Origin of the sequence: Halopseudomonas pachastrellae (assembly GCF_900114765.1) — a bacterium.
Lineage (GTDB): Bacteria > Pseudomonadota > Gammaproteobacteria > Pseudomonadales > Pseudomonadaceae > Halopseudomonas > Halopseudomonas pachastrellae.
On sequence record NZ_FOUD01000018.1, the window covers coordinates 78,605 to 98,262 of the forward strand.

The 19,658-nt window shown below is 60.8% G+C and carries 18 protein-coding genes; 4 read left to right on the plus strand and 14 right to left on the minus strand.

Annotation, left to right across the window (positions count from 1 at the left end; translation table 11 throughout):
- Positions 1-17: 17 nt before the first annotated feature.
- The 5 genes from BM116_RS14390 to BM116_RS14410 form a co-directional block, all read right to left on the minus strand.
- Positions 18-764 (minus strand): S-methyl-5'-thioinosine phosphorylase, encoded by a 747-nt coding sequence (locus tag BM116_RS14390; protein WP_083725979.1) that lies wholly within the window; start codon positions 762-764, stop codon positions 18-20.
- Positions 761-1,918 (minus strand): mechanosensitive ion channel family protein, encoded by a 1,158-nt coding sequence (locus tag BM116_RS14395; protein WP_083725981.1) that lies wholly within the window; start codon positions 1,916-1,918, stop codon positions 761-763. The genes BM116_RS14390 and BM116_RS14395 overlap by 4 nt, the downstream gene beginning before the upstream one ends.
- On the minus strand, positions 1,915-2,901 hold the full coding sequence (gene nagZ, locus BM116_RS14400) for a beta-N-acetylhexosaminidase (RefSeq protein WP_083725983.1): 987 nt from the start codon (positions 2,899-2,901) through the stop codon (positions 1,915-1,917). The genes BM116_RS14395 and nagZ overlap by 4 nt, the downstream gene beginning before the upstream one ends.
- Positions 2,902-2,980: 79 nt before the next feature.
- A complete protein-coding gene (locus BM116_RS14405) occupies positions 2,981-3,466 on the minus strand; it encodes a L,D-transpeptidase (protein WP_083725985.1) in 486 nt (161 codons plus the stop codon).
- Between the two features lie 60 nt (positions 3,467-3,526).
- A complete protein-coding gene (locus BM116_RS14410) occupies positions 3,527-4,192 on the minus strand; it encodes a TetR/AcrR family transcriptional regulator (RefSeq protein ID WP_083725987.1) in 666 nt (221 codons plus the stop codon).
- A 240-nt stretch (positions 4,193-4,432) separates the two neighbouring features.
- Between BM116_RS14410 and lexA the strand changes: the two genes are divergently transcribed.
- Together lexA and sulA are read left to right on the plus strand one after the other, a co-directional pair.
- A complete protein-coding gene (gene lexA, locus BM116_RS14415) occupies positions 4,433-5,041 on the plus strand; it encodes a transcriptional repressor LexA (RefSeq protein WP_083725989.1) in 609 nt (202 codons plus the stop codon).
- Between the two features lie 10 nt (positions 5,042-5,051).
- Positions 5,052-5,534, plus strand: a complete 483-nt coding sequence (gene sulA, locus BM116_RS14420; protein WP_083725991.1) for an SOS-induced cell division inhibitor SulA — start codon at positions 5,052-5,054, stop codon at positions 5,532-5,534.
- Between the two features lie 53 nt (positions 5,535-5,587).
- Here sulA and BM116_RS14425 read toward each other — a convergent pair whose 3' ends face one another.
- The 6 genes from BM116_RS14425 to fadB form a co-directional block, all read right to left on the minus strand.
- Positions 5,588-5,833, minus strand: a complete 246-nt coding sequence (locus BM116_RS14425; RefSeq protein WP_083725993.1) for a hypothetical protein — start codon at positions 5,831-5,833, stop codon at positions 5,588-5,590.
- A 63-nt stretch (positions 5,834-5,896) separates the two neighbouring features.
- Positions 5,897-6,397: a DUF6586 family protein gene (locus BM116_RS14430; protein WP_083725995.1), complete on the minus strand. Its 501-nt coding sequence runs from the start codon at positions 6,395-6,397 to the stop codon at positions 5,897-5,899.
- Positions 6,398-6,408: 11 nt separating this feature from the next.
- Positions 6,409-9,030, minus strand: a complete 2,622-nt coding sequence (gene topA / locus BM116_RS14435; protein ID WP_083725997.1) for a type I DNA topoisomerase — start codon at positions 9,028-9,030, stop codon at positions 6,409-6,411.
- A 91-nt stretch (positions 9,031-9,121) separates the two neighbouring features.
- Positions 9,122-9,334, minus strand: a complete 213-nt coding sequence (locus tag BM116_RS14440) for a DUF1653 domain-containing protein (protein ID WP_083725999.1) — start codon at positions 9,332-9,334, stop codon at positions 9,122-9,124.
- 69 nt (positions 9,335-9,403) lie between these two features.
- Positions 9,404-10,579, minus strand: a complete 1,176-nt coding sequence (gene fadA, locus BM116_RS14445; RefSeq protein ID WP_083726001.1) for an acetyl-CoA C-acyltransferase FadA — start codon at positions 10,577-10,579, stop codon at positions 9,404-9,406.
- Between the two features lie 30 nt (positions 10,580-10,609).
- The gene (gene fadB / locus BM116_RS14450) at positions 10,610-12,757 is read right to left on the minus strand and encodes a fatty acid oxidation complex subunit alpha FadB (protein WP_083726003.1); all 2,148 of its coding nucleotides are present in this window, start codon (positions 12,755-12,757) and stop codon (positions 10,610-10,612) included.
- Between the two features lie 595 nt (positions 12,758-13,352).
- On the opposite strand from fadB, the gene BM116_RS14455 reads away from it, so the two are divergent.
- A complete protein-coding gene (locus BM116_RS14455; protein ID WP_083726005.1) occupies positions 13,353-13,790 on the plus strand; it encodes a universal stress protein in 438 nt (145 codons plus the stop codon).
- 105 nt (positions 13,791-13,895) lie between these two features.
- Here BM116_RS14455 and BM116_RS14460 read toward each other — a convergent pair whose 3' ends face one another.
- The gene (locus BM116_RS14460; RefSeq protein ID WP_083726007.1) at positions 13,896-15,818 is read right to left on the minus strand and encodes an ATP-binding cassette domain-containing protein; all 1,923 of its coding nucleotides are present in this window, start codon (positions 15,816-15,818) and stop codon (positions 13,896-13,898) included.
- 198 nt (positions 15,819-16,016) lie between these two features.
- Between BM116_RS14460 and BM116_RS14465 the strand changes: the two genes are divergently transcribed.
- Positions 16,017-17,948, plus strand: coding sequence for a transglycosylase SLT domain-containing protein (locus tag BM116_RS14465; protein ID WP_169847248.1), 1,932 nt, complete (start codon positions 16,017-16,019; stop codon positions 17,946-17,948).
- Positions 17,949-17,960: 12 nt separating this feature from the next.
- Here the strand turns inward: BM116_RS14465 and BM116_RS14470 are convergent, their stop codons facing one another.
- Together BM116_RS14470 and nfuA are read right to left on the minus strand one after the other, a co-directional pair.
- Positions 17,961-18,893 carry a chemotaxis protein CheV gene (locus BM116_RS14470; RefSeq protein ID WP_083726011.1) on the minus strand — a complete coding sequence of 311 codons (933 nt, stop codon included), beginning with the start codon at positions 18,891-18,893 and terminating at the stop codon, positions 17,961-17,963.
- 151 nt (positions 18,894-19,044) lie between these two features.
- Positions 19,045-19,629, minus strand: coding sequence for a Fe-S biogenesis protein NfuA (gene nfuA, locus BM116_RS14475; protein ID WP_083726013.1), 585 nt, complete (start codon positions 19,627-19,629; stop codon positions 19,045-19,047).
- Positions 19,630-19,658: the final 29 nt, after the last annotated feature.

Consider the following 19,658-nt stretch of genomic DNA (forward strand, 5'->3'; position numbering starts at 1 on the left):
CAGATATCGCCGGCGGCTCAGGCCGCCGGCGCCACCAACGCCCGTAACAGCGAGCGCACCTGCTGCATCCCGTCCTTCACAACCGCCTCGATGGCAGCCATGGTAATCACCTCAGTGGATTTGCCCGCCGCCGGATTGACTACCAACGCAAGACACGCATAAGCCAGCCCCAGCTCGCGAGCCAGCGCCGCCTCCGGCATACCGGTCATACCGACCAGGTCAGCACCGTCACGCTCGAGCCGACGTATCTCTGCCGCCGTTTCCAGACGTGGCCCCTGGGTAGCCGCATACACACCGCCATCGCGACAGCTGATACCCAGCTCAGTGGCCGCACGTAGCAATCCGGCGCGCAGGGACGCATCATAAGGCTCGGCAAAATCCACATGCACCACCTCGTCCAGACCGTCCTCGTAAAAGGTGGAGGGTCGGCCCCAGGTGTAATCAATCAACTGGTCCGGCACACAAAAGCGGCCGGTCGGCAGGTCAGCGTGAATCCCGCCCACCGCATTGACCGCAATGATGCGACTGACGCCGGCGTCGCGCAGCGCCCACAGATTGGCGCGGTAATTGACCCGGTGCGGCGGGATGGTGTGCGGATGCCCATGGCGCGCCAGAAAGCAGACCGGCTGGCCGGCCAGCTCGCCGTGTACTAGCGGAGCAGAAGGCTCGCCCCAGGGAGTCTGCGGGCGGCTTTCACCGGTCAGCTGCAGACCCTCCAGCTGACTCAGGCCGGTGCCACCAATGACACCCCAGATCCCGCTCATGCGTCCACCGCCTGCTCAGAGCGCGTCTCAGGCCCCGGCTCGCCCTCGCCAGCCTGGGCGCGGCGTAACGCCAGCGCATCAGGCAGGTGCAAGGTAGACGTGGGGAAGGCAACCTGCGCCTCATGGGACTCGATAATGTCGAGAATCTTCAGCAACACGTCTTCCTTGACCCGGTGGAACTCGGCCCACACCGGCGTGGTGAAGCAATAGATGAAAAAGTCCACCGAAGACGGCGAGCAGCGATCAAAGAAGACCATCAGCGTCTGGTCCTGATCGATATCCTCGTGCCCCTGCAGCATCTGCCGGACGTCAGCGACGATCTGCTCCATGCGACCGATATCGGCATAGCGGATACCAATATGCTCGTAGATGCGTCGATGGGTCATGCGTGACGGATTTTCCACCACGATGTTGTTGAAGATCGCGTTGGGGATGTACAGCGGGCGCTTGTCAAAGGTACGAATACGGGTCAGACGCCAGCCGATGTGCTCAACGGTGCCTTCGATATTGCGATCAGGCGAGCGCACCCAGTTACCCACCACAAAGGGACGATCCAGGTACACCATCAAGCCACCAAAAAAGTTGGCCAGCAGGTCCTTGGCGGCAAAGCCGACCGCCAGCCCGCCAATACCACCAAAGGCCAGCACCCCGGAAACGCTGTAGCCCAAAGATTGCAGGATCACCAGTGCAGCAGTAATCACCACCGAGGCGCGCAACAGCTTGCCAATGGCGCTCACCGTGGTCTGGTCCGCCGGCTTGTCGCGGTAACGCGGATCAACCAGCCGGCGCTCAATCTGCTGCATCAGGCGCAGCAGGAACCAGGCCAGCAGCACAATCAGCAACACCCGCTGGATCTGATCAAGCACCTGCTCCAGCGCCTGATCCATCTGCACAGCCGTAATCCGGGCTGCCCACATGAGCCCCATGCTCCAGATCATCACCCACGCCGGACGGCGCGCCGCGTCGACCAGGGCATCGTCCCAAATGTTACGGGTCCGCTCGGCACGGCGCTGAACATGATCCAGCACGCGCTTGACGATGTAAGCCAGTACCAGGGCCGAAAACACCACGGCAAAGACCTGGTAAATCCAGTATTCGCCAATCAACGGTAGCTGCTCTATCTGCTCAGGCAGCTGTTCCAGTAAGTCATTCAAACCAGCTCAAACTCCTTTAGTACGGACACAGCAGCACGCCATTGTGGCGTGGCGCGGTAATCAGACATGACAGGTCGACGAGCCAGCATGCGAGCGATGCGCGCCGGCGCCTGCAAGCCAATGCGCTGGGCATGCACCAGCCCTTCTTCTGCCGCCGCCCGGTCGTTGCAGATCAGCAGCATGTCGCCACCGGCCGCCTGGGCAGCATCAATCCGCTCGGGGATACCGCCAACCGCGTGAGCCCCAGCCATGGTCAGGTCATCACTGAAGATCACGCCGTCAAAGCCAAGCTCCGCGCGCAGAATTTCCTGCAGCCAGCGCAGCGAGAACCCGGCCGGCAAACTGTCGACCTGCGAGTACACAACGTGGGCCGGCATGATGCCGTCCAGCTTGGCTGCAAGCCGAGCGAAGGGCACCAGGTCCGTGCGACGAATATCCTCTAATGGGCGGTCATCGACCGGCAATGCGAAGTGCGAGTCGGCCTCAGCCCAGCCATGACCAGGAAAGTGCTTGCCCGTAGCAGCCATGCCGGCGGCGTGCAGGCCATCCAGATAAGCACTGGCCAAGCGGGCAACACGCTCAGGGTCGCCGCCCAGCGAGCGATTACCAATCACCTGGCTACGGCCGTAATCCAGATCCAGCACCGGCGCAAAGCTGATATCGATACCGCAGGCGAGCATCTCGGTCGCCATTACCCAGGCCGCCGTGCGCGCCACCTCGTCGGCACGCTCATCCGGCACCGCGGCAACATCGGCCAACGCCGGCAAACGCAGCACATCGCGGCGCAGACGCTGCACGCGCCCACCTTCCTGATCAATCGCAATCAGCATATCCGGACGCTCGGCACGGATGGCCCGCACCAGCTCGGTCACCTGCTGCGGCGATTCGGTGTTGCGGGCGAACAGAATCAAACCGGCCACTTCAGGTTGACGCAACAACTGCCGATCTTCCGCCTGCAGCCACAGGCCGGGCAGATCCAGCATCAATGCACCCTGTTTCAATGCAAATTCTCCTGATGAAACACTAAAAGACGCCTGCTAACGCCACACAAGCGGGCAAAAGTCAGGCGTCGATCTGGACTATGCAACCGACCGGCGTACGCGCGAACAGTTCCACCATCTCGGTGTTACGCATGCGCACGCAGCCATGGGACAAAGGCCGCCCCATCGGCTGGTCATCGCCGGTGCCATGTATATAGATGTAGCGTCGCTGGGAGTCGACATCGCCGCCGCGATTAAAACCCGGCTCCTCCCCGCACAACCAGAGGATACGGCTGAGGATCCAGTCACGCTGGGGAAAAGTAGCCGCCAGCTCTGGCGACCAGACTTCGCCGGTTGGCCGGCGGCCAATAAACACCGCTCCACACGGCTGCCCCTCACCAATACGTGCACGAATCCGGTGACGGCCACGCGGGGTACAACCGGAGCCTTCCGCCTCGCCTGCGCCATTGAGCGCAGTTGAAACGGCATAGCGGCATACCACCTGCCCCTCGGCATAACCGACGAGCTGCTGGTCAGAAAGGGATATATGAATACGGTCGAGCTGCATGTCACCTCCAACGCTGCGCACACCATAGCGGACAGCGCAGCGGAGGTAAATGCGGCAAGATCAGGCGAGCGCGGCCTGCTCCTGGGCGACAGCGCTGTCGGCACGCATGCCTGCAGCCAAAAAGGGCACCATCAGGCGTAAAACGCTGTCCACCGGGCGTGGCTCGCCCAGCTCAGCCTCGGCAATGGCGCGCAGAGCCTTCATGCTGGACATGGTAAACGCCGCGCTACCGAGCATGAAATGCACGCGCCAGAACAGCACCTGCGGGGGAATGCCCGGGACGGCACCCACCACCAGGCCCATGTAACGCTGGAACACCTTGCCGTACACCTCGCTGAGGTATTTGCGCAGGTGCCCCTGACTCTGGCTGAAAGCAAGCCCCAACAAGCGCATGAATGTTGCCAGATCATTGCCGCTGCGCGGCTTGACCGCCAGCGCCTGATCGACCAGCATCTCAAGCAAGGTTTCGAGGCTTTGCTGCGCCGCATCGCCGCGCTGCTCGCGCAGGTCAAGCTCACGCTCCAGGCTGCTGACAAAGGGGTCAAGGAAGCGCACAAAGACCGCCTGGATAAGCGCCTTTTTGGAACCAAAGTGGTAATTGACCGCGGCCAGATTGACCCCGGCCTTACTGGTAATCAAACGCAGCGACGTTTCGGCAAAGCCTTTTTCCGCAAACAGCTGCTCGGCAGCATCCAGAATGCGCTTGACGGTATCAGACTGCGCCATGCGTCCCTCCCCGGTTGACGTACAGGATAAAAGCGAACAATCGTTTCAAACATACGTTTAAAACGAAATACCGTCAACCCTTCCTGCCCCCGCCTGCATGAAACCCGCATTACGCCCCGGCACACCGCACACTCTCTCCCTTTAACAGCACCAGCGAACCGCCAGATCAAATTCAGGGTTGTCGAGCGCAGTTAACTGTATATAATCACAGCTACTGGATAAAAACACAGGCACCATTCCATGCAGAAGCTAACCGCACGACAACAGCAGGTTCTGGCCTTCATCAAGGAGTACATGGACGGCAACGGGTACCCGCCGACCCGGGTCGACATCGCCAAGACACTGGGCTTCAAGTCCCCCAACGCCGCCGAGGATCACCTGCGCGCACTGGCACGCAAAGGCGCCATTGAAATGATCCCCGGCGCGTCCCGCGGCATCCGCCTCCCCGAGTCAGAGGCTGACAGCAGCGACGGCCAACTGCCCGTCATCGGCCGCGTCGCCGCTGGCGCACCAGTCCTGGCGCTGGAGAATGTCGAGGATCATTGCCGTATCGACCCGGACTTTTTCCAGCCACGTGCCGATTATCTGCTGCGTGTACAGGGTGAAAGTATGCGTGACATCGGCATTATGGATGGCGACCTGCTGGCAGTGCACCGCACCAGTGAAGCCCGCAACGGCCAAATTGTCGTGGCACGCATCGGTGAAGAGGTGACCGTAAAACGCTTTCAAAAGCAGGGCCGCAAGGTCTCGCTGATAGCTGAAAACCCCGACTTCAAACCAATCGAAGTCGACCTCACCGAACAGGAACTTACCATTGAAGGTTTAAGCGTCGGCGTTATCCGTCGCTGAGGAGCTGATCATGCAGTACGCCCGCACCGAACAACAGACCCTGACCCAGGCCGACCTGTTTCACAACGCCCTGATGGCCAGCCGACTCAAACACGAGCGTCTTGATGCCACGCCCAGGCAGACAGTCGAAGATACGGAAGGCAGCTACAGCGAGATGAGCCTGCAAGGCAGCGCGCGCCAGTGCCTGCAATGGCTTGCGCCGGTACTGCGTGACCTGAGCACACGTAACAGCCGCCGCTGGCTGACCCTGATCGACCCGCCGGCAGCCGTCAGCCAGCAATGGCTGCGCGGTGCCAACCTCGACCCGCAGCGCATCATGATTGTGCGCTCCAAGTCCGGCATGGACACCCTGACCCTGTGCTGTGACCTGCTGAAGATGGGCGGCAGCCATACGGTTGTCAGCTGGCTCGACAAAGACAGCTGCAGCGCACCACGGCTTGAGCGCGCCGCCCGGATCGGCCATTGCCATAGCCTGAACGTGCACCTGGGCTGATACAAAGAAAAAGGCCAGCTTTTCAGCTGGCCTCTTTTGTGTCTGCTCGGCGCTCAGTGCAGAACCCGATCCTCCGGGATCAGCTCGCCGTCTTCGTCTTCATCGTCCATCATCTGCCCGGCCATCTGCATGCCGGCGCTGATCATCACCTTGGCGACTTCAATGTAGTTGCCCTGCAGATATTCGCGTGCATCGTCGGAAAACTCGATTACCAGCAGCGGCTCCCCTTCCTCGTCGGAACGACGCAGCGCCACCTTGCCGTTGGCGAGTTCGACGATTTCCAGAAAGGGTGAAGACATGACACGGTTCTCCTGTATGACAGCGGCGCAGTGTAACACAGCGCCGCTCTCAGAGCATCCGCGCTACCACTCCTGCATGCCGTCGCGGTAGGCCGCCACACGCTCGGACAGCGCCTGCAGGGCCTCCTGCGCATCTGCGCTGCCCCACTCGGTCGTAGCAACGGCGCTGCTCGCTATCAGCGACTCGGCTTTGCTGTCAGCTGGCACCGGCGGCGCCTGCAAGCGCTGCCAGGCGCCGATCACGCCTGCCAGCCAGGTGCCCTTGCTGTCAGCCAACTCGGTCAGCTCCGCCAGCTCCGGACCGGGAAAGCGCTGCACCACCGACGGAACCAGCACAGCCTCGACCTGACGTGCATCAACCAGCGGCCAGCGATAGCGGTCGGCGACTTCATGGATCAGTGCCAGCGCCCCGCGGTACAGGTGAAACACTGCGTGCTCGCGGTGGTACTGCGCCTGGGTCAAGGCATCAAGCGCATTGCTGCTCTCAGCCTGCTGCCAGGACTCAATCGCCTTGCGCGCAAAGAACAGCGCCTGATTGGTACGGGTATAAGCTTCATTGGCCATGGCTGATCACCTCAACGCTTGGCTTTCTTGCTGCGGCTGTCGTCAACCGACCACTTCTTGCCGTCGTGGAATGCACGCCAGCCAGTCGGTTTGCCTTCAACTTCCGTCTGTACGTACTGCTCCTTGGTCTTGCGACTATAGCGCACCACGGTCGGGTTACCATCCGGGTCAGCAACCGGCGCATCCAGCAGGAAGTGATACTTGGGATCGATTTCGCTCTTGTGCGGCAGCAATTCCTTAACCAGCGGCGCACGGGTTTCCCGGTTTTTCGGGAACTGGCTGGCGGCCAGGAACAACCCAGAAGCCCCGTCCCGCAAGACGTAGACATCGTCTACCTTCTCGCACTTGAGCTCGGGCATGGGCACAGGATCAGCCTTGGGCGGCGCTGCCTCGCCGTTGCGCAGCAACTTGCGGGTGTTCTTGCACTCGCTGTTGGTGCAGCCGAAGTACTTGCCGAAACGGCCGGTCTTCAGCTGCATTTCACTGCCGCACTTGTCGCACTCCAGCGTCGGGCCATCGTAGCCCTTGATCTTGAACTGGCCCTCTTCAATCTCGAAGCCAGAGCAGTCCGGATTGTTACCGCAAACATGCAGCTTGCGACGTTCATCAATCAGGTAGCTGTCCATCGCCGTGCCGCACAGGCCACAGCGACGCTTGCCGCGCAGTACGCGGGACTCGCCCTCGTCATCATCGGCGGCCACTTCGTTGCCCGGCACCAGGTTGATGGTGGCCTTGCAGCGCTCTTTCGGCGGCAGCGCGTAACCAGAACAGCCGAGAAATACGCCGGTAGACGCCGTACGAATCATCATTGGCCGTCCGCACTCATGACAGGCAATGTCGGTCAGCGTCGGCTGATTGGCGCGCATCCCTTTGTCATCACCTGATGCAGAAGCTGCGCTAAGCTTGGCGCTGAAGTCGCTGTAGAAATCATTCAGCACCTTCTTCCAGAACACCTTACCCTGCGCCACGTCATCCAGCGACTCTTCCATATTGGCGGTAAAGCCATAGTCCATCAGGTTGGGGAAGCTCTCATTCAGGCGCTCGGTCACGATGTCGCCCATCTTCTCGGCGTAGAAGCGACGATTGTTGAGCGTGACGTACCCACGATCCTGAATGGTGGAAATAATCGAGGCATAGGTCGAAGGACGGCCGATACCGCGCTTCTCCAGCTCTTTTACCAGGCTCGCCTCGGCGTAACGCGCCGGCGGCTTGGTAAAGTGCTGTTTGGGCTCCAGGGCCTGCAACGCCATGACGTCATCAACCTGAATCTCAGGCAGCACCTCGTCCTCACCGCCCTTACCCTGCTGCGGCATCACGCGGGTGTAACCATCAAACTTGAGGATCCGACCCTTGGCACGCAGCTCAAAGTCACCAGCAGCCACCTGGATGTTAGTGGACAGGTACTTGGCCGGCGTCATCTGACAGGCCACAAACTGACGCCAGATCAGCTCGTACAGACGCTCGGCATCACGCTCCATGCCTTTGAGATCAGTCTGTTTAAGCTTCACATCGGAGGGGCGAATAGCTTCGTGAGCCTCTTGCGCACCTTCCTTGCTGCTATACAGGTTGGGCTTTTCCGGCAGATAAGGCGCGCCGAAGTTGCTTTCGATATAGCTGCGCGCCATGGCGATCGCGTCCGCCGACAGGTTGGTCGAGTCGGTACGCATATAGGTGATATAACCCGCCTCATACAGACGCTGGGCCATCATCATGGTTTTCTTTACGCTGAAGCCCAGGCGCGTACTCGCAGCCTGCTGCAGCGTGGACGTAATAAAGGGCGCATTGGGGCGCGAGCTGGTCGGCTTGTCTTCACGTTTGGCAACCTTATAGGCCGCCTCTGTCAGCAGTGCCAGGGCCGCATCGGCCTCGGCCTTGTTGCCCGGGCGGAAGGTCTCGCCGTTCTGCTTGACGACCTGAAAGCGCACGCTTTCGGCCTTGGGGGTGTTCAGCTTGGCGTGAACCTCCCAGAACTCCTCGGGTACGAACGCACGAATCTCGCGCTCGCGATCGACAATCAGCTTTACGGCTACCGACTGCACCCGACCGGCAGACAGGCCACGGGCGATTTTCTGCCACAGCAGCGGCGACACCATATAGCCGACCACGCGATCGAGAAAACGCCGCGCCTGCTGCGCGTTGACCCGGTTCATATCCAGGTCGCCCGGCTCGGAAAAAGCCTCCTGAATCGCCTTTTTGGTAATTTCGTTGAACACCACGCGCTTGTAGCGGGAATCATCACCGCCGATGCTCTCGCGCAAGTGCCAGGCAATAGCCTCCCCTTCGCGGTCCAAGTCCGTCGCGAGATAGACGGTGTCAGCGTCCTTGGCCAGGCGGCGCAACTCGTCCACCACCTTTTCTTTGCCGGGCAGGATCTCGTAATGGGCTTTCCAGTCGTTTTCCGGATCAACGCCCATGCGCTTGACCAACTGGGCGCGCGCCTTCTGCTGCTTTTCCTGCTCGCTGGCAGCAGCCTTGCGCCCACCTTTGGGTTTGCTTTCGGTCTTGCCGCTGCCGCTGGTGGGCAGGTCGCGAATATGGCCGATACTCGACTTCACCACAAACTCGTTGCCGAGATACTTGTTGATTGTCTTGGCCTTGGCTGGCGACTCCACAATGACCAGTGCTTTTCCCATGGATACTTGTTTTCCTGACCCGAACTGAACTCGAAGCTGACACTCAACCCCTTCTGGCAGGACACTGCCGGACAGGCTGGAGGGCCAGAGCCTACACGTCTTCGCTGATAAAGGTAAAGCGTGGATATGCCTCGCCGTCAACCTCGACCTGCTCGTTGAACATGGCCAGCGGTCTGACCCAGAGATCAAAATCACCGTACAGAGTGCGATAGACCACCAAGGCTTCCTCGGTCTCTGAGTGTCGCGCCAGACCGATAACCTGATAGTCCTTTCCTTTATAGTGCCGATAGCGTCCTGGACGCATGTACAACCTCCTCACAGCAATAAAAAAGCCGAGGCACAGGGCCTCGGCTTCATTCACCAGCCAGAGCCGTTAGACGCGCTCAAAGACCGTGGTGATGCCCTGACCCAGGCCAACGCACATGGTAGAGATACCAATGGTGCCGTTGTTCTGTTTCATGACGTTCAGCAGAGTGCCGGAGATACGCGCACCGGAGCAGCCGAACGGGTGGCCCAGGGCGATAGCGCCGCCGTGCAGGTTCACCTTCTCGTCCATCTGGTCCAGCAGCTTCAGGTCTTTCAGGACCGGCAGAGCCTGGGCAGCGAAGGCTTCGTTCAGCTCAACGAAGTCAACATCGCTCATGCTCAGACCAGCGCGCTGCAGGGCCTTCTTGGTGGACGGCACGGGACCGTAACCCATAATCGCCGGATCAACACCAGCAACCGCCATGGAGCGGATAACCGCCAGCGGCTCCAGACCCAGGGCCTGAGCGCGCTCAGCAGACATCACGATCATGCAGGAAGCGCCGTCAGTGATCTGCGAGGACGTACCCGCAGTAACGGTACCGCCTTTGGGGTTAAATGCCGGACGCAGGGCAGCCAGGCTTTCCAGCGTGGTCTCCGGGCGGATGGTCTCGTCTTCGGTGAACAGCTTCAGGAAGCCGTTCTCGTCGTGACCTTCCATCGGGATGATCTCATCCTTGAAGTTGCCCTCAACGGTGGCCTTGTGGGCCAGACGGTGAGAACGCTCACCAAAGGCATCCTGCTGCTCGCGAGTGATGCCGTGCATCTTGCCCAGCATTTCAGCAGTCAGACCCATCATGCCGGACGCCTTGGCAGCGTACAGCGACAGGGCCGGGTTCGGATCAACACCGTGCATCATGCCGACGTGGCCCATGTGCTCAACACCACCAACGACGAACACATCACCGTTGCCGGTCATGATCGCCTGCGCGGCGGTGTGCAGCGCGCTCATGGAAGAGCCACACAGACGGCTTACAGTTTGCGCAGCACTGGTGTGCGGGATCGGGGTCATCAGCGACGCCATGCGCGCGATGTTCCAACCCTGCTCCAGGGTCTGGTTTACACAGCCCCAGATTACATCTTCAACTTCTGCCGGATCGATCTTCGGGTTACGTGCCAGTACGCCGGTAATCAGGTTGGCGGACAGGGTTTCAGCACGCACGTTGCGGTACATGCCGCCCTTGGAACGGCCCATCGGGGTACGGCCGAAGTCGACAATAACGACGTCTCTCGGATTCAGGCTCATAGATTTACTCTCGCTCTGTACGTTCCGCGGTTAACCGAAGAATTTCTGACCGTTCTTCGCCATTTCACGCAGCTTTTCAGTCGGTGCGTACATGGCGCCGAATTCGGCGTATTTGTCAGCGATGGCGACGAATTCAGCCACGCCCAGGGTGTCGATGTAGCGCAGCGCGCCACCACGGAAGGGCGGGAAGCCGATACCGTAGACCAGACCCATATCAGCGTCGGCCGCGGACTCGACGATGCCGTCTTCCAGGCAGCGTACGGTTTCCAGACACAGCGGAACCATCATGATCTCGATGATTTCTTCGTCGGTAAACTCGCGTTGCTCCAGAACCACTTCTTTCAGCAGTTCGTAAGCCTTGGCGTCGACCACCTTCTTCGGCTTGCCCTTCTTGTCCATCTCGTAGGCGTAGAAACCGCTACCGGTCTTCTGACCCAGGCGGCCGGCGTCGTACATGACGTCAACAGCGGTGCGGGTCTTGTCAGCCATGCGATCCGGGTAACCTTCGGCCATGACGTCACGACCGTGATGACCGGTGTCCATGCCGACAACGTCCATCAGGTAAGCCGGGCCCATCGGCCAGCCGAATTTTTCCATGATCTTGTCGACGCGCTGGAAGTCAGCACCCATACCGATCAGACGAGCGAAGCCGCCGAAGTACGGGAACAGAACGCGGTTGACCAGGAAGCCGGGGCAGTCGTTGACGACAACCGGGGTCTTACCCATTTTCTTGGCGTAGGCAACGGTGGTGGCAACAGCCTTCTCGCTGGACTTCTCGCCACGAATAACCTCAACCAGCGGCATCATGTGTACCGGGTTGAAGAAGTGCATGCCGCAGAAGTTTTCCGGACGCTTCAGCGCTTCGGCCAGGTAGGTGATGGAGATGGTAGAGGTGTTGGAGGTGATGATGGTGTCTTCAGTCACCTGACCTTCTACTTCAGCCAGCACGGCGTGCTTGACCTTCGGGTTCTCGACAACCGCTTCAACCACCAGGTCAACTTCCTTGAAGTCGCCGTAGGACATGGTCGGGCGGATGGCGTTCAGCGCCTTGGCCATCTGCTCGGGCTTCATGCGGCCCTTGGCTACACGCTTGCCCAGCAGCTTGGAGGCTTCGTCCAGACCCAGCTGGATGCCTTCCTCGCGGATGTCCTTCATCAGGATCGGGGTGCCCTTGACCGCAGACTGGTAGGCGATACCGCCACCCATGATACCCGCGCCCAGTACGGCAGCCAAGTTCACGTCAGCAGCCTGCTTATCGTACTTCTTGGCCTTGTGCTTGAGCACCTGATCATTCAGGAACAGACCTACCAGGCTGGCAGCAACAGACGTCTTGGCCAGCTTGGCAAAACCAGCGGCTTCCACTTCCAGTGCTTTTTCACGACCATGGTTGGCTGCTTTCTGAATGGTCTTGATGGCTTCAACCGGCGCCGGGTAGTTCGGGCCAGCCTGACCTGCAACGAAACCTTTGGAGGTTTCGAACGCCATCATCTGCTCAATGGTGTTGAGCTTGATCTTTTCCAGCTTGGGCTGACGCTTAGCCTTGTAATCCAGCTCGCCAGCGATGGCACGCTTGATCACGTCGATGGCAGCGGCTTTAAGCTTGTCATCAGCAACAACAGCGTCAACAGCACCGGCTTTCAGTGCCTTGTCAGCGCGCTGCTCGGAACCGCCGCAGATCCACTCAATGGCGTTATCCACACCGATGATGCGCGGCAGGCGAACAGTGCCACCGAAGCCCGGGTAGATACCCAGTTTAACTTCCGGCAGACCGATCTTGGCGCTGGCGGCCATGACACGGAAGTCAGCAGCCAGACACATTTCCAGACCACCGCCCAGCGCGATGCCGTTGATGGCAGCGACCGTGGGGACATTCAGGTCTTCAAACGCGTTGAAGATCTTGTTGGCGGACAAGTTGCCGGCAACCAGATCTTCTTCAGGCAACTTGAAGGTGCTGACGAATTCGGTGATGTCGGCGCCGACGATGAACACGTCCTTGCCGCTGGTGACAACAACGCCCTTGACGTCGGCGTTGTTCTGGATGGCCTGCACTGCCGCATCGAGCTCGGACAGAGTGGCGCTGTTGAACTTGTTGACCGACTCGCCCTGCAGATCAAATCTGAGCTCGACGATGCCGTCTTCAAGGCCTTGAACCGTGATGGCTTTACCTTCGTAAATCATCAACTGATCTCCACGCTATGAAAAGCACATGAGAAACACCGGCTGACCCGACCGCCTGTGCAGACGAGGGCCAAACCCGTGTCATGAACGATCCCGATAATCCGGGACGGGATGAACCAAAAAATTCATACGACCGTTTGATTCGGGTGCGCACACCTTCTTTCAATTCCTGACGGTTGTCAATTGCCGGCGCACCGCCCAGGCGCCGCCCAACAGCGTACGCCCCTGCGAAGACAGATTCAAAGTCATTGAAAAACAAGGCGTTGCGACGCAAACATGTCGCGACCCGCAGAACATAAAATCAATGCGCCAGCACACCAACACATCACTATAGAAGCCTGCCGAGCGGCGCGCCAGAGCGCCTGGCGACCTCCGGCCGTATGCCCGGCACTGGGCCGGCGCTTTCAGCCGGCGTATGCTGAGTTCGAAGATCGTAAATAGAGAAGCTAGCCGCCCATCGACACAACGCATGACAGCTGAAAAAGGTCGGGGCTTAGGAAGAGTGGTCACATCACCTTAAGCGGAATCAGCGACGCACCGCTTGCGATCAGGCCGGGGCAACGCCTAGTATCCGAGCAAAAAGGAGAAAGAGCCTATGCTGTACAAACACGTTCTGGTGGCCGTCGATCTGATTGAAGAGTGTCGGGCGGTTGCCGATCACGCCATGCAGCTGGCCAACGCACTGAATGCCAAGCTGTCGCTGCTGCATGTGGTCGAGCCGCTTGCGATGGCCTACGGGGGCGATGTGCCCATGGACCTGTCGATGCTGCAACAGCAGCAGTTCGAGCAGGCCAAGGAGCGCATGCAGCTGTTTGCCGCCGACTACGGGCTGCCCGACGAGTGCCTGCAGATCGCCTTCGGCCATCCACGCCAGGAAATTCACCGGGTGGCCACCGATCAGGAGTGCGACCTTATCGTTGTAGGTAGCCACGGTCGACACGGCCTCGCCCTGCTACTGGGCTCTACCGCCAATGACGTACTGCACGGCGCACCCTGCGATGTCATTGCGGTACGGCTGGGGAAGAAGGGCTAACGGCCCTCCGGGAGCTGCAAGCCGCAAGCCTCAAGCTGCAAGAGAAACCCGAAAGACAGCTTTCCCTCGCTTGCAGCTTGTAGCTTGCAGCTAGAGCGGAGCGGCTTAGCCGCCCGCTTGGTCTTCCAGCTCCGCCCAGCGCTCCATCGCGGCGTCCAGCTCAGCCTGTTTCGCTTCTACCGCGGCCAGTACCGGGGCGGTGACGTCGTGGGGTTGCTGGTAGAACGCCGGATCTCCGACCTGCGCCTGCAGCGCGTCCAGCTCAGCCTCCAGTCTTTCCAGCAAGGCCGGCAGCGCATCCAGCTCGCGTTGCAGCTTGTAGCTCAGCTTTGGCTTACTTGCCGGCGCCGCGGCGGCCGGCGCGGCTGCCGGCTCGGGCTCGACAGCGGTTGCGGTCTGCCCTTGCGCCTTCTCACCCCACTCCGCCAGCTGGTCAACGCTGCCGCCCTGACGCAGCCAGTCTGCGTATCCGCCAACGTATTCGCGCACGCGGCCGTTACCTTCAAACACCAGACTGCTGGTGACCACATTATCCAGGAACGCCCGGTCGTGGCTGACGATCAGCACCGTGCCGTCAAAGCCGGCCAACACGTCCTCCAGCAACTCCAGAGTTTCCACATCCAGGTCGTTGGTCGGCTCGTCGAGCACCAGCATGTTCGCCGGTTTGCTGAAAAGACGCGCCAGCAGCAGACGGGCGCGCTCACCACCAGACAACGCCTTGACCGGCGTGCGCGCACGCTCAGCCGAAAACAGAAAATCACCGAGGTAACTGATAATGTGCCGGCGATCGCCGTTGATCTCGATAAAATCGCGACCCTCGGAGATGTTGTCGATTACGGTCTTTTCCGGATCCAACTGATCGCGCAGCTGGTCAAAGTAGGCCACTTCCAGTCGCGTGCCGCTATGAATACGGCCGCTGGTCGGTTGCAGTTGGCCTAGCAGCAGCTTGAGCAGCGTACTCTTGCCCGAGCCGTTATTGCCGATCAGGCCGATGCGGTCACCGCGAATCACGTTCAAAGTCAGGTCACGCACCAGAGGCGCCTTGTCCGGCCAGGCAAAGTTGACCGCCTCGGCCTCAATCACGCGCTTGCCGGAGGCTTCTGCGGTCTCCAGCTGGAAGCTCGCCTTACCCTGACGCTCAATCCGCTGGGCACGCTCTTCACGCATGGCCTCGAGCGCACGCACACGCCCTTCGTTACGGGTTCGGCGCGCCTTGATGCCCTGACGAATCCAGGCTTCTTCCTGCGCCAGCTTCTTGTCGAACAGCGCATTGGCGGTGGCTTCGGCAGCCAGTTGCTGCTCCTTGTGCTCCAGAAAGCTGCGGTAGTCGCCCTGCCAGTCGATCAACTGGCCGCGATCCAGCTCCAGAATCCGGGTTGCCAGCGCCTGCAGGAACGAACGGTCGTGGGTAATAAACAGCACCGCACCACGAAACTCCAGCAGCACCGACTCCAGCCAGGCAATGGTATGGATATCCAGGTGGTTGGTCGGCTCATCCAGCAGCAGCACATCCGGCTCGGCAACCAGCGCTTGGGCCAGCAGCACGCGGCGGCGCCAGCCACCGGACAGCTCGGACATCTGCTTGTCGGCGGGCAGGCCGAGTCGTGTCAGCGTGGTATCGACCAGTTGATCCAACCGCCAGCCGTCTTTGGCTTCGAGCTGAACCTGCACTTTCTCCAGCCGGGCCAACTCCGCATCACCCATATCGCCAGTGATCAGGTGGTGGTACTCAGCCAACAGCTCACCCACCCCGGCAAGGCCAGAGGCAACCACGTCATACACCGTCTTGTCGTCAGCTGCAGGCAGCTCCTGCGGCAGCTGGCCAATTTTCAAACCCGGCGCAAACCAGATGTCGCCTTCATCCGCCCCCTGCTCACCGGTCACCAGTCGAAACAGGCTGGACTTGCCGGCGCCATTGCGACCGATCAGACACACCCGCTCGCCACGGTCGAGCTGAAAGCTCACCTTGTCGAGCAACGGATTGAGGCCGTAGGCCAGGGATACATCAGAGAACGAGAGCAGCGCCATAACTCACCTGTTGGTTTGCAAGCCGCATAGTCTACCCTGTGGCGCGCGCGCCGATAACCGCTGTGCGCCATTTCACATGCCGACCCTATGCCGCCGTCAGGCAACAGGCTAAGCTGTGCGCAAACAGGCTGCAGCCAGCAAAGCAGACAGCCGCAAAGACAATTCCCGAGCTTGCAACGCCCACGCGGCAGGAGAATCATGCGTCGCCACACCCGCTCCTTTCTCACCTGTACTCTTCTTGCCGGCCTGCTGCTGCCCGTGCTGGCCCAGGCCAATGCCCGCCTGGACAGCCAGCGCCTGAACTACGATCGGGCGCTGGAAGCCATCGACAAGGAGCAGTGGGAGCAGTTTCGGCAGCTGGAGCCGGGGCTGCGCGACTACGTGCTGTACCCCTATATCCGCCAGGCCTACCTTAACCAGACCTTCGACAGCGCAACCGATCAGGATCTGGCTGACTTTGTTCGCGACCACAGCACCCTGCCCTTTGCCAGCCGCCTGAAAGACCGCTGGCTGACTCGCCTGGCGCGCCAGGGCAAATGGCAGCAATTTGACCAGCAGTACCAGGAGGCCGACCGCAACGCCAGCCAGGACTGCCGCCGCGCCATGCACCAGTGGGACAGCGGCGATCGTGCCGGCGCCATGCAGCAGGCCCAGACACTCTGGACTGTCGGTCGCTCCCAGCCCAACGCCTGTGATCCGCTGTTTGACCGCTGGCGTGCCGCCGGCGGCCTGAACGACGACGTGGTCTGGCAGCGTATCCGGCTGGCGCTGCTGTACCGTCAGGACGCCCTGGCCCGCTACCTGACCAAGCTCATGCAAAACAACCAGGCGCTGGCCACCCTGTTTGTCGACACCGCTACCCAGCCGACCAAACTACGCGATGCCAGCGCCTATCGCAGCCTGCCGCCCCAGCGCATGGCCGATATCGCGACCGTGTCGCTGCGCCGCCTGGGCCGCGACGACGCCAGCACCGCGCTGAGCCTGTGGCCGCAGTACAAGGATTTGCCCTACGCCGAGGAAGACCGCCTGGCGATCACCCGCGACATTGGCGTGCGCCTGGCCAAAAAGGTCGACCCTGCTGCCCTGCCCTTCATGGCTGCCAACGACCCACAGATGAAAGATGACGACGTCAGCGAGTGGCGCGTGCGTCTGGCCCTGCGGACCCGCCAGTGGGACACCGCCAGCCAGCTTACAGCCCAACTGCCACCCTCACTGGCCGGGCAGAGCCGCTGGCGCTACTGGCGCCTGCGCAGCGCCCAACTGGCCAACAATGGTGTAGGTGAGCTGGTCAGCGACTACCAGGCTCTGGCCCAGGAGCGGGATTTCTATGGCTTTCTGGCGGCCGAGCGCGCGCGTCAGCCCTACGCCCTGAATCACCAGCGCGCCAGCGTGCCAGAGGCCGTGATGCAAAGCGTGCAGCAAGACCCGGGCACCCTGCGCGCCAAGGAGTTTCTGGACCGTAATGAAGTTATCAACGCGCGCCGCGAGTGGTATCACGCCGGCGACCGCTTCAACCGCGAGCAGTTGATTGCCCAGGCAGTACTGGCCAACCAGATGGCCTGGTACTTCCCGGCCATCCGCGGCATCAGCCAGGCGCAATACTGGGACGATCTGGATATCCGCTTCCCCATGGCCTACCAGCAGTCAATCAAGGATCAGGCCCAATCCCGGCAGATCAACTCCACCTGGGTGTACGCCATCACCCGCCAGGAAAGCGCCTTCATGGCCGACGCGCGCTCGCACGCCGGCGCCATGGGCCTGATGCAACTGATGCCGGCCACCGCACGGGAAACCGCGCGACGCTACGCCATCCCCTACTCCGGCAATCAGGATGCCCTGATCCCCGAGCGCAACATCGCCTTGGGCGCCGCCTATCTGTCAGGCCTGCACCGCCAGTTCTCGGGTAACCGGGTCCTCGCTTCGGCCGCCTATAACGCCGGCCCCGGCCGCGTGCGCCAATGGACCCGCGACATGGGTAGCCTGCCATCAGATGTGTGGATTGAGGCCATTCCCTTCGATGAGACGCGTAAGTACGTGCAGAGCGTGCTCAGCTACGCGGTTATCTACGGTGAGAAGCTTGGCATTCAGCAGCCGGTGATGGAGCAGCACGAGCGCTATCTGGAGCCTTGAGCCCCAGAGCGCTCAGGACTCCAGGCGCTGCAACCGGTTACGTACCACCTCGACCAGTTGGTCGGGCTGGAATTTGGACAGAAAGCCATCGCAGCCAACCTTCTCGACCATGGCCTTGTTGAAGTTGCCGGACAGCGAGGTGTGCAGCACCACATACAGGTCTTTCAGGCGCGGGTCCTTGCGAATCTCGGTGGTTAACCGGTAGCCGTCCATCTCCGGCATTTCGGCATCGGTAATCACCATCAGCAGCCGCTCATTGAGGTCCTCGCCCGCATCGGCCCAGCCCTGCAGCATGCGCAGGGCTTTCAGCCCGTCGGTTGCCACATGCAGCTGCAGGTCGAGCTGCGCCAGTGTGTCGCGCACCTGATTAACACCGGTCGGCGAGTCATCCACCACCAGCACTTCTCGCCCGCGGGCTCGCTGCAGCAGCGGATCTTCCAGCAGCGCATCGCTGACCCGGGTATTGAACGGCACGATCTCCGCCAGCACCTTTTCCACGTCGATAATCTCGACCAGACGCATGTTGTCCAGGCGCGTAATGGCGGTCAGGTAATGCGCGCGCCCGGCACCGCGCGGCGGCGGCTGCACGGCATCCCAGTTGAGGTTCATGATGCGATCGACAGCGCGCACCAGAAATGCCTGCACAGACAAATTGTACTCGGTGACAATGATGGTGCTGTTGGCGTCTACAGCCTGCGGCTGCAGGCCGATGGCGCCAGAGAGGTCGATGACGGGAATGGTCTGCCCGCGCAAATGAATGACCCCGACCACATTGGGATGGCGCTGGGGCATCTGGGTGAGCGCGGGCAAGGTCAGCACTTCACGAATCTTGAATACGTTCAGCGCGAACAGCTGCGGCCCGGCGAGCTGGAACAGCAATATTTCCAGCCGGTTTTCGCCTACCAGTCGCGTGCGCTGGTCGACCGTATCCAGAACCCCTGCCATAACGTCGCCTCATCGTGCCGATGGAACAAGCGCTGGCACCAGGCCAGCCTGTTTTCAGCAGTATAGCCCTACAGCTACGGCACGGGGCAAGCGTCCGTCAGGCCGACACCGATTATTCACGCACGGGCACGACGAGCGGTGACCGAGCGGATCAGTAGTAGGCGTTCTCGGTAACGCTGTGGTCGGTGGCGTCGCGCACACCGTTGATCTCGGGAATCCGCGCCACCATGGTTTTTTCGATGCCTTCCTTGAGGGTGACATCAACCATGCCGCAACCCTGGCAGCCACCACCGAACTGCAGAATCGCAATGCCACCCTCAATCACATCCACCAGCTTGACGTCGCCACCATGGCTGGCCAGACCGGGGTTGATCTCGGTTTGCAGCAGGTAGTTGATGCGATCGTTCAGCGGACTGTCATCGTTGACCATAGGCACCTTGGCGTTGGGTGCCTTGATGGTCAGCTGACCGCCCATGCGGTCGGTGGCAAAGTCCACCAGCGCCTCTTCGAGAAAGGGCACGCTGACGGCGTCTTGCCAGACGTTGAACGAGTCCAGCTTGAGCAACTCGTCTTCCGGCTTCTGTTCGCCGGGCTTGCAGTAGGCAATACAGGTCTCCGCATAGGGCGTGCCCGGCTGGGTGATAAACACCCGAATGCCGACGCCTTCGGAATCCTGCTTGGACAGCAGGTCAGCAAGGTAATCTTCTGCCGCCTGGGTAAAAACAATGCCTGCCATGAAATGCCTCGTACTCAATGACCTATAGG

Excerpts from the sequence above, each read along its gene's own strand:
- BM116_RS14390 (WP_083725979.1), bottom strand. The coding sequence starts at position 764 with ATGAGCGGGATCTGGGGTGTCATTGGTGGCACCGGCCTGAGTCAGCTG.
- nagZ (WP_083725983.1), bottom strand. The coding sequence starts at position 2,901 with ATGCTGGATCTGCCCGGCCTGTGGCTGCAGGCGGAAGATCGGCAGTTG.
- BM116_RS14405 (WP_083725985.1), bottom strand. The coding sequence starts at position 3,466 with ATGCAGCTCGACCGTATTCATATATCCCTTTCTGACCAGCAGCTCGTC.
- BM116_RS14410 (WP_083725987.1), bottom strand. The coding sequence starts at position 4,192 with ATGGCGCAGTCTGATACCGTCAAGCGCATTCTGGATGCTGCCGAGCAG.
- lexA (WP_083725989.1), top strand. The coding sequence starts at position 4,433 with ATGCAGAAGCTAACCGCACGACAACAGCAGGTTCTGGCCTTCATCAAG.
- sulA (WP_083725991.1), top strand. The coding sequence starts at position 5,052 with ATGCAGTACGCCCGCACCGAACAACAGACCCTGACCCAGGCCGACCTG.
- BM116_RS14425 (WP_083725993.1), bottom strand. The coding sequence starts at position 5,833 with ATGTCTTCACCCTTTCTGGAAATCGTCGAACTCGCCAACGGCAAGGTG.
- BM116_RS14430 (WP_083725995.1), bottom strand. The coding sequence starts at position 6,397 with ATGGCCAATGAAGCTTATACCCGTACCAATCAGGCGCTGTTCTTTGCG.
- topA (WP_083725997.1), bottom strand. The coding sequence starts at position 9,030 with ATGGGAAAAGCACTGGTCATTGTGGAGTCGCCAGCCAAGGCCAAGACA.
- BM116_RS14440 (WP_083725999.1), bottom strand. The coding sequence starts at position 9,334 with ATGCGTCCAGGACGCTATCGGCACTATAAAGGAAAGGACTATCAGGTT.
- fadA (WP_083726001.1), bottom strand. The coding sequence starts at position 10,579 with ATGAGCCTGAATCCGAGAGACGTCGTTATTGTCGACTTCGGCCGTACC.
- fadB (WP_083726003.1), bottom strand. The coding sequence starts at position 12,757 with ATGATTTACGAAGGTAAAGCCATCACGGTTCAAGGCCTTGAAGACGGC.
- BM116_RS14455 (WP_083726005.1), top strand. The coding sequence starts at position 13,353 with ATGCTGTACAAACACGTTCTGGTGGCCGTCGATCTGATTGAAGAGTGT.
- BM116_RS14460 (WP_083726007.1), bottom strand. The coding sequence starts at position 15,818 with ATGGCGCTGCTCTCGTTCTCTGATGTATCCCTGGCCTACGGCCTCAAT.
- BM116_RS14465 (WP_169847248.1), top strand. The coding sequence starts at position 16,017 with ATGCGTCGCCACACCCGCTCCTTTCTCACCTGTACTCTTCTTGCCGGC.
- BM116_RS14470 (WP_083726011.1), bottom strand. The coding sequence starts at position 18,893 with ATGGCAGGGGTTCTGGATACGGTCGACCAGCGCACGCGACTGGTAGGC.
- nfuA (WP_083726013.1), bottom strand. The coding sequence starts at position 19,629 with ATGGCAGGCATTGTTTTTACCCAGGCGGCAGAAGATTACCTTGCTGAC.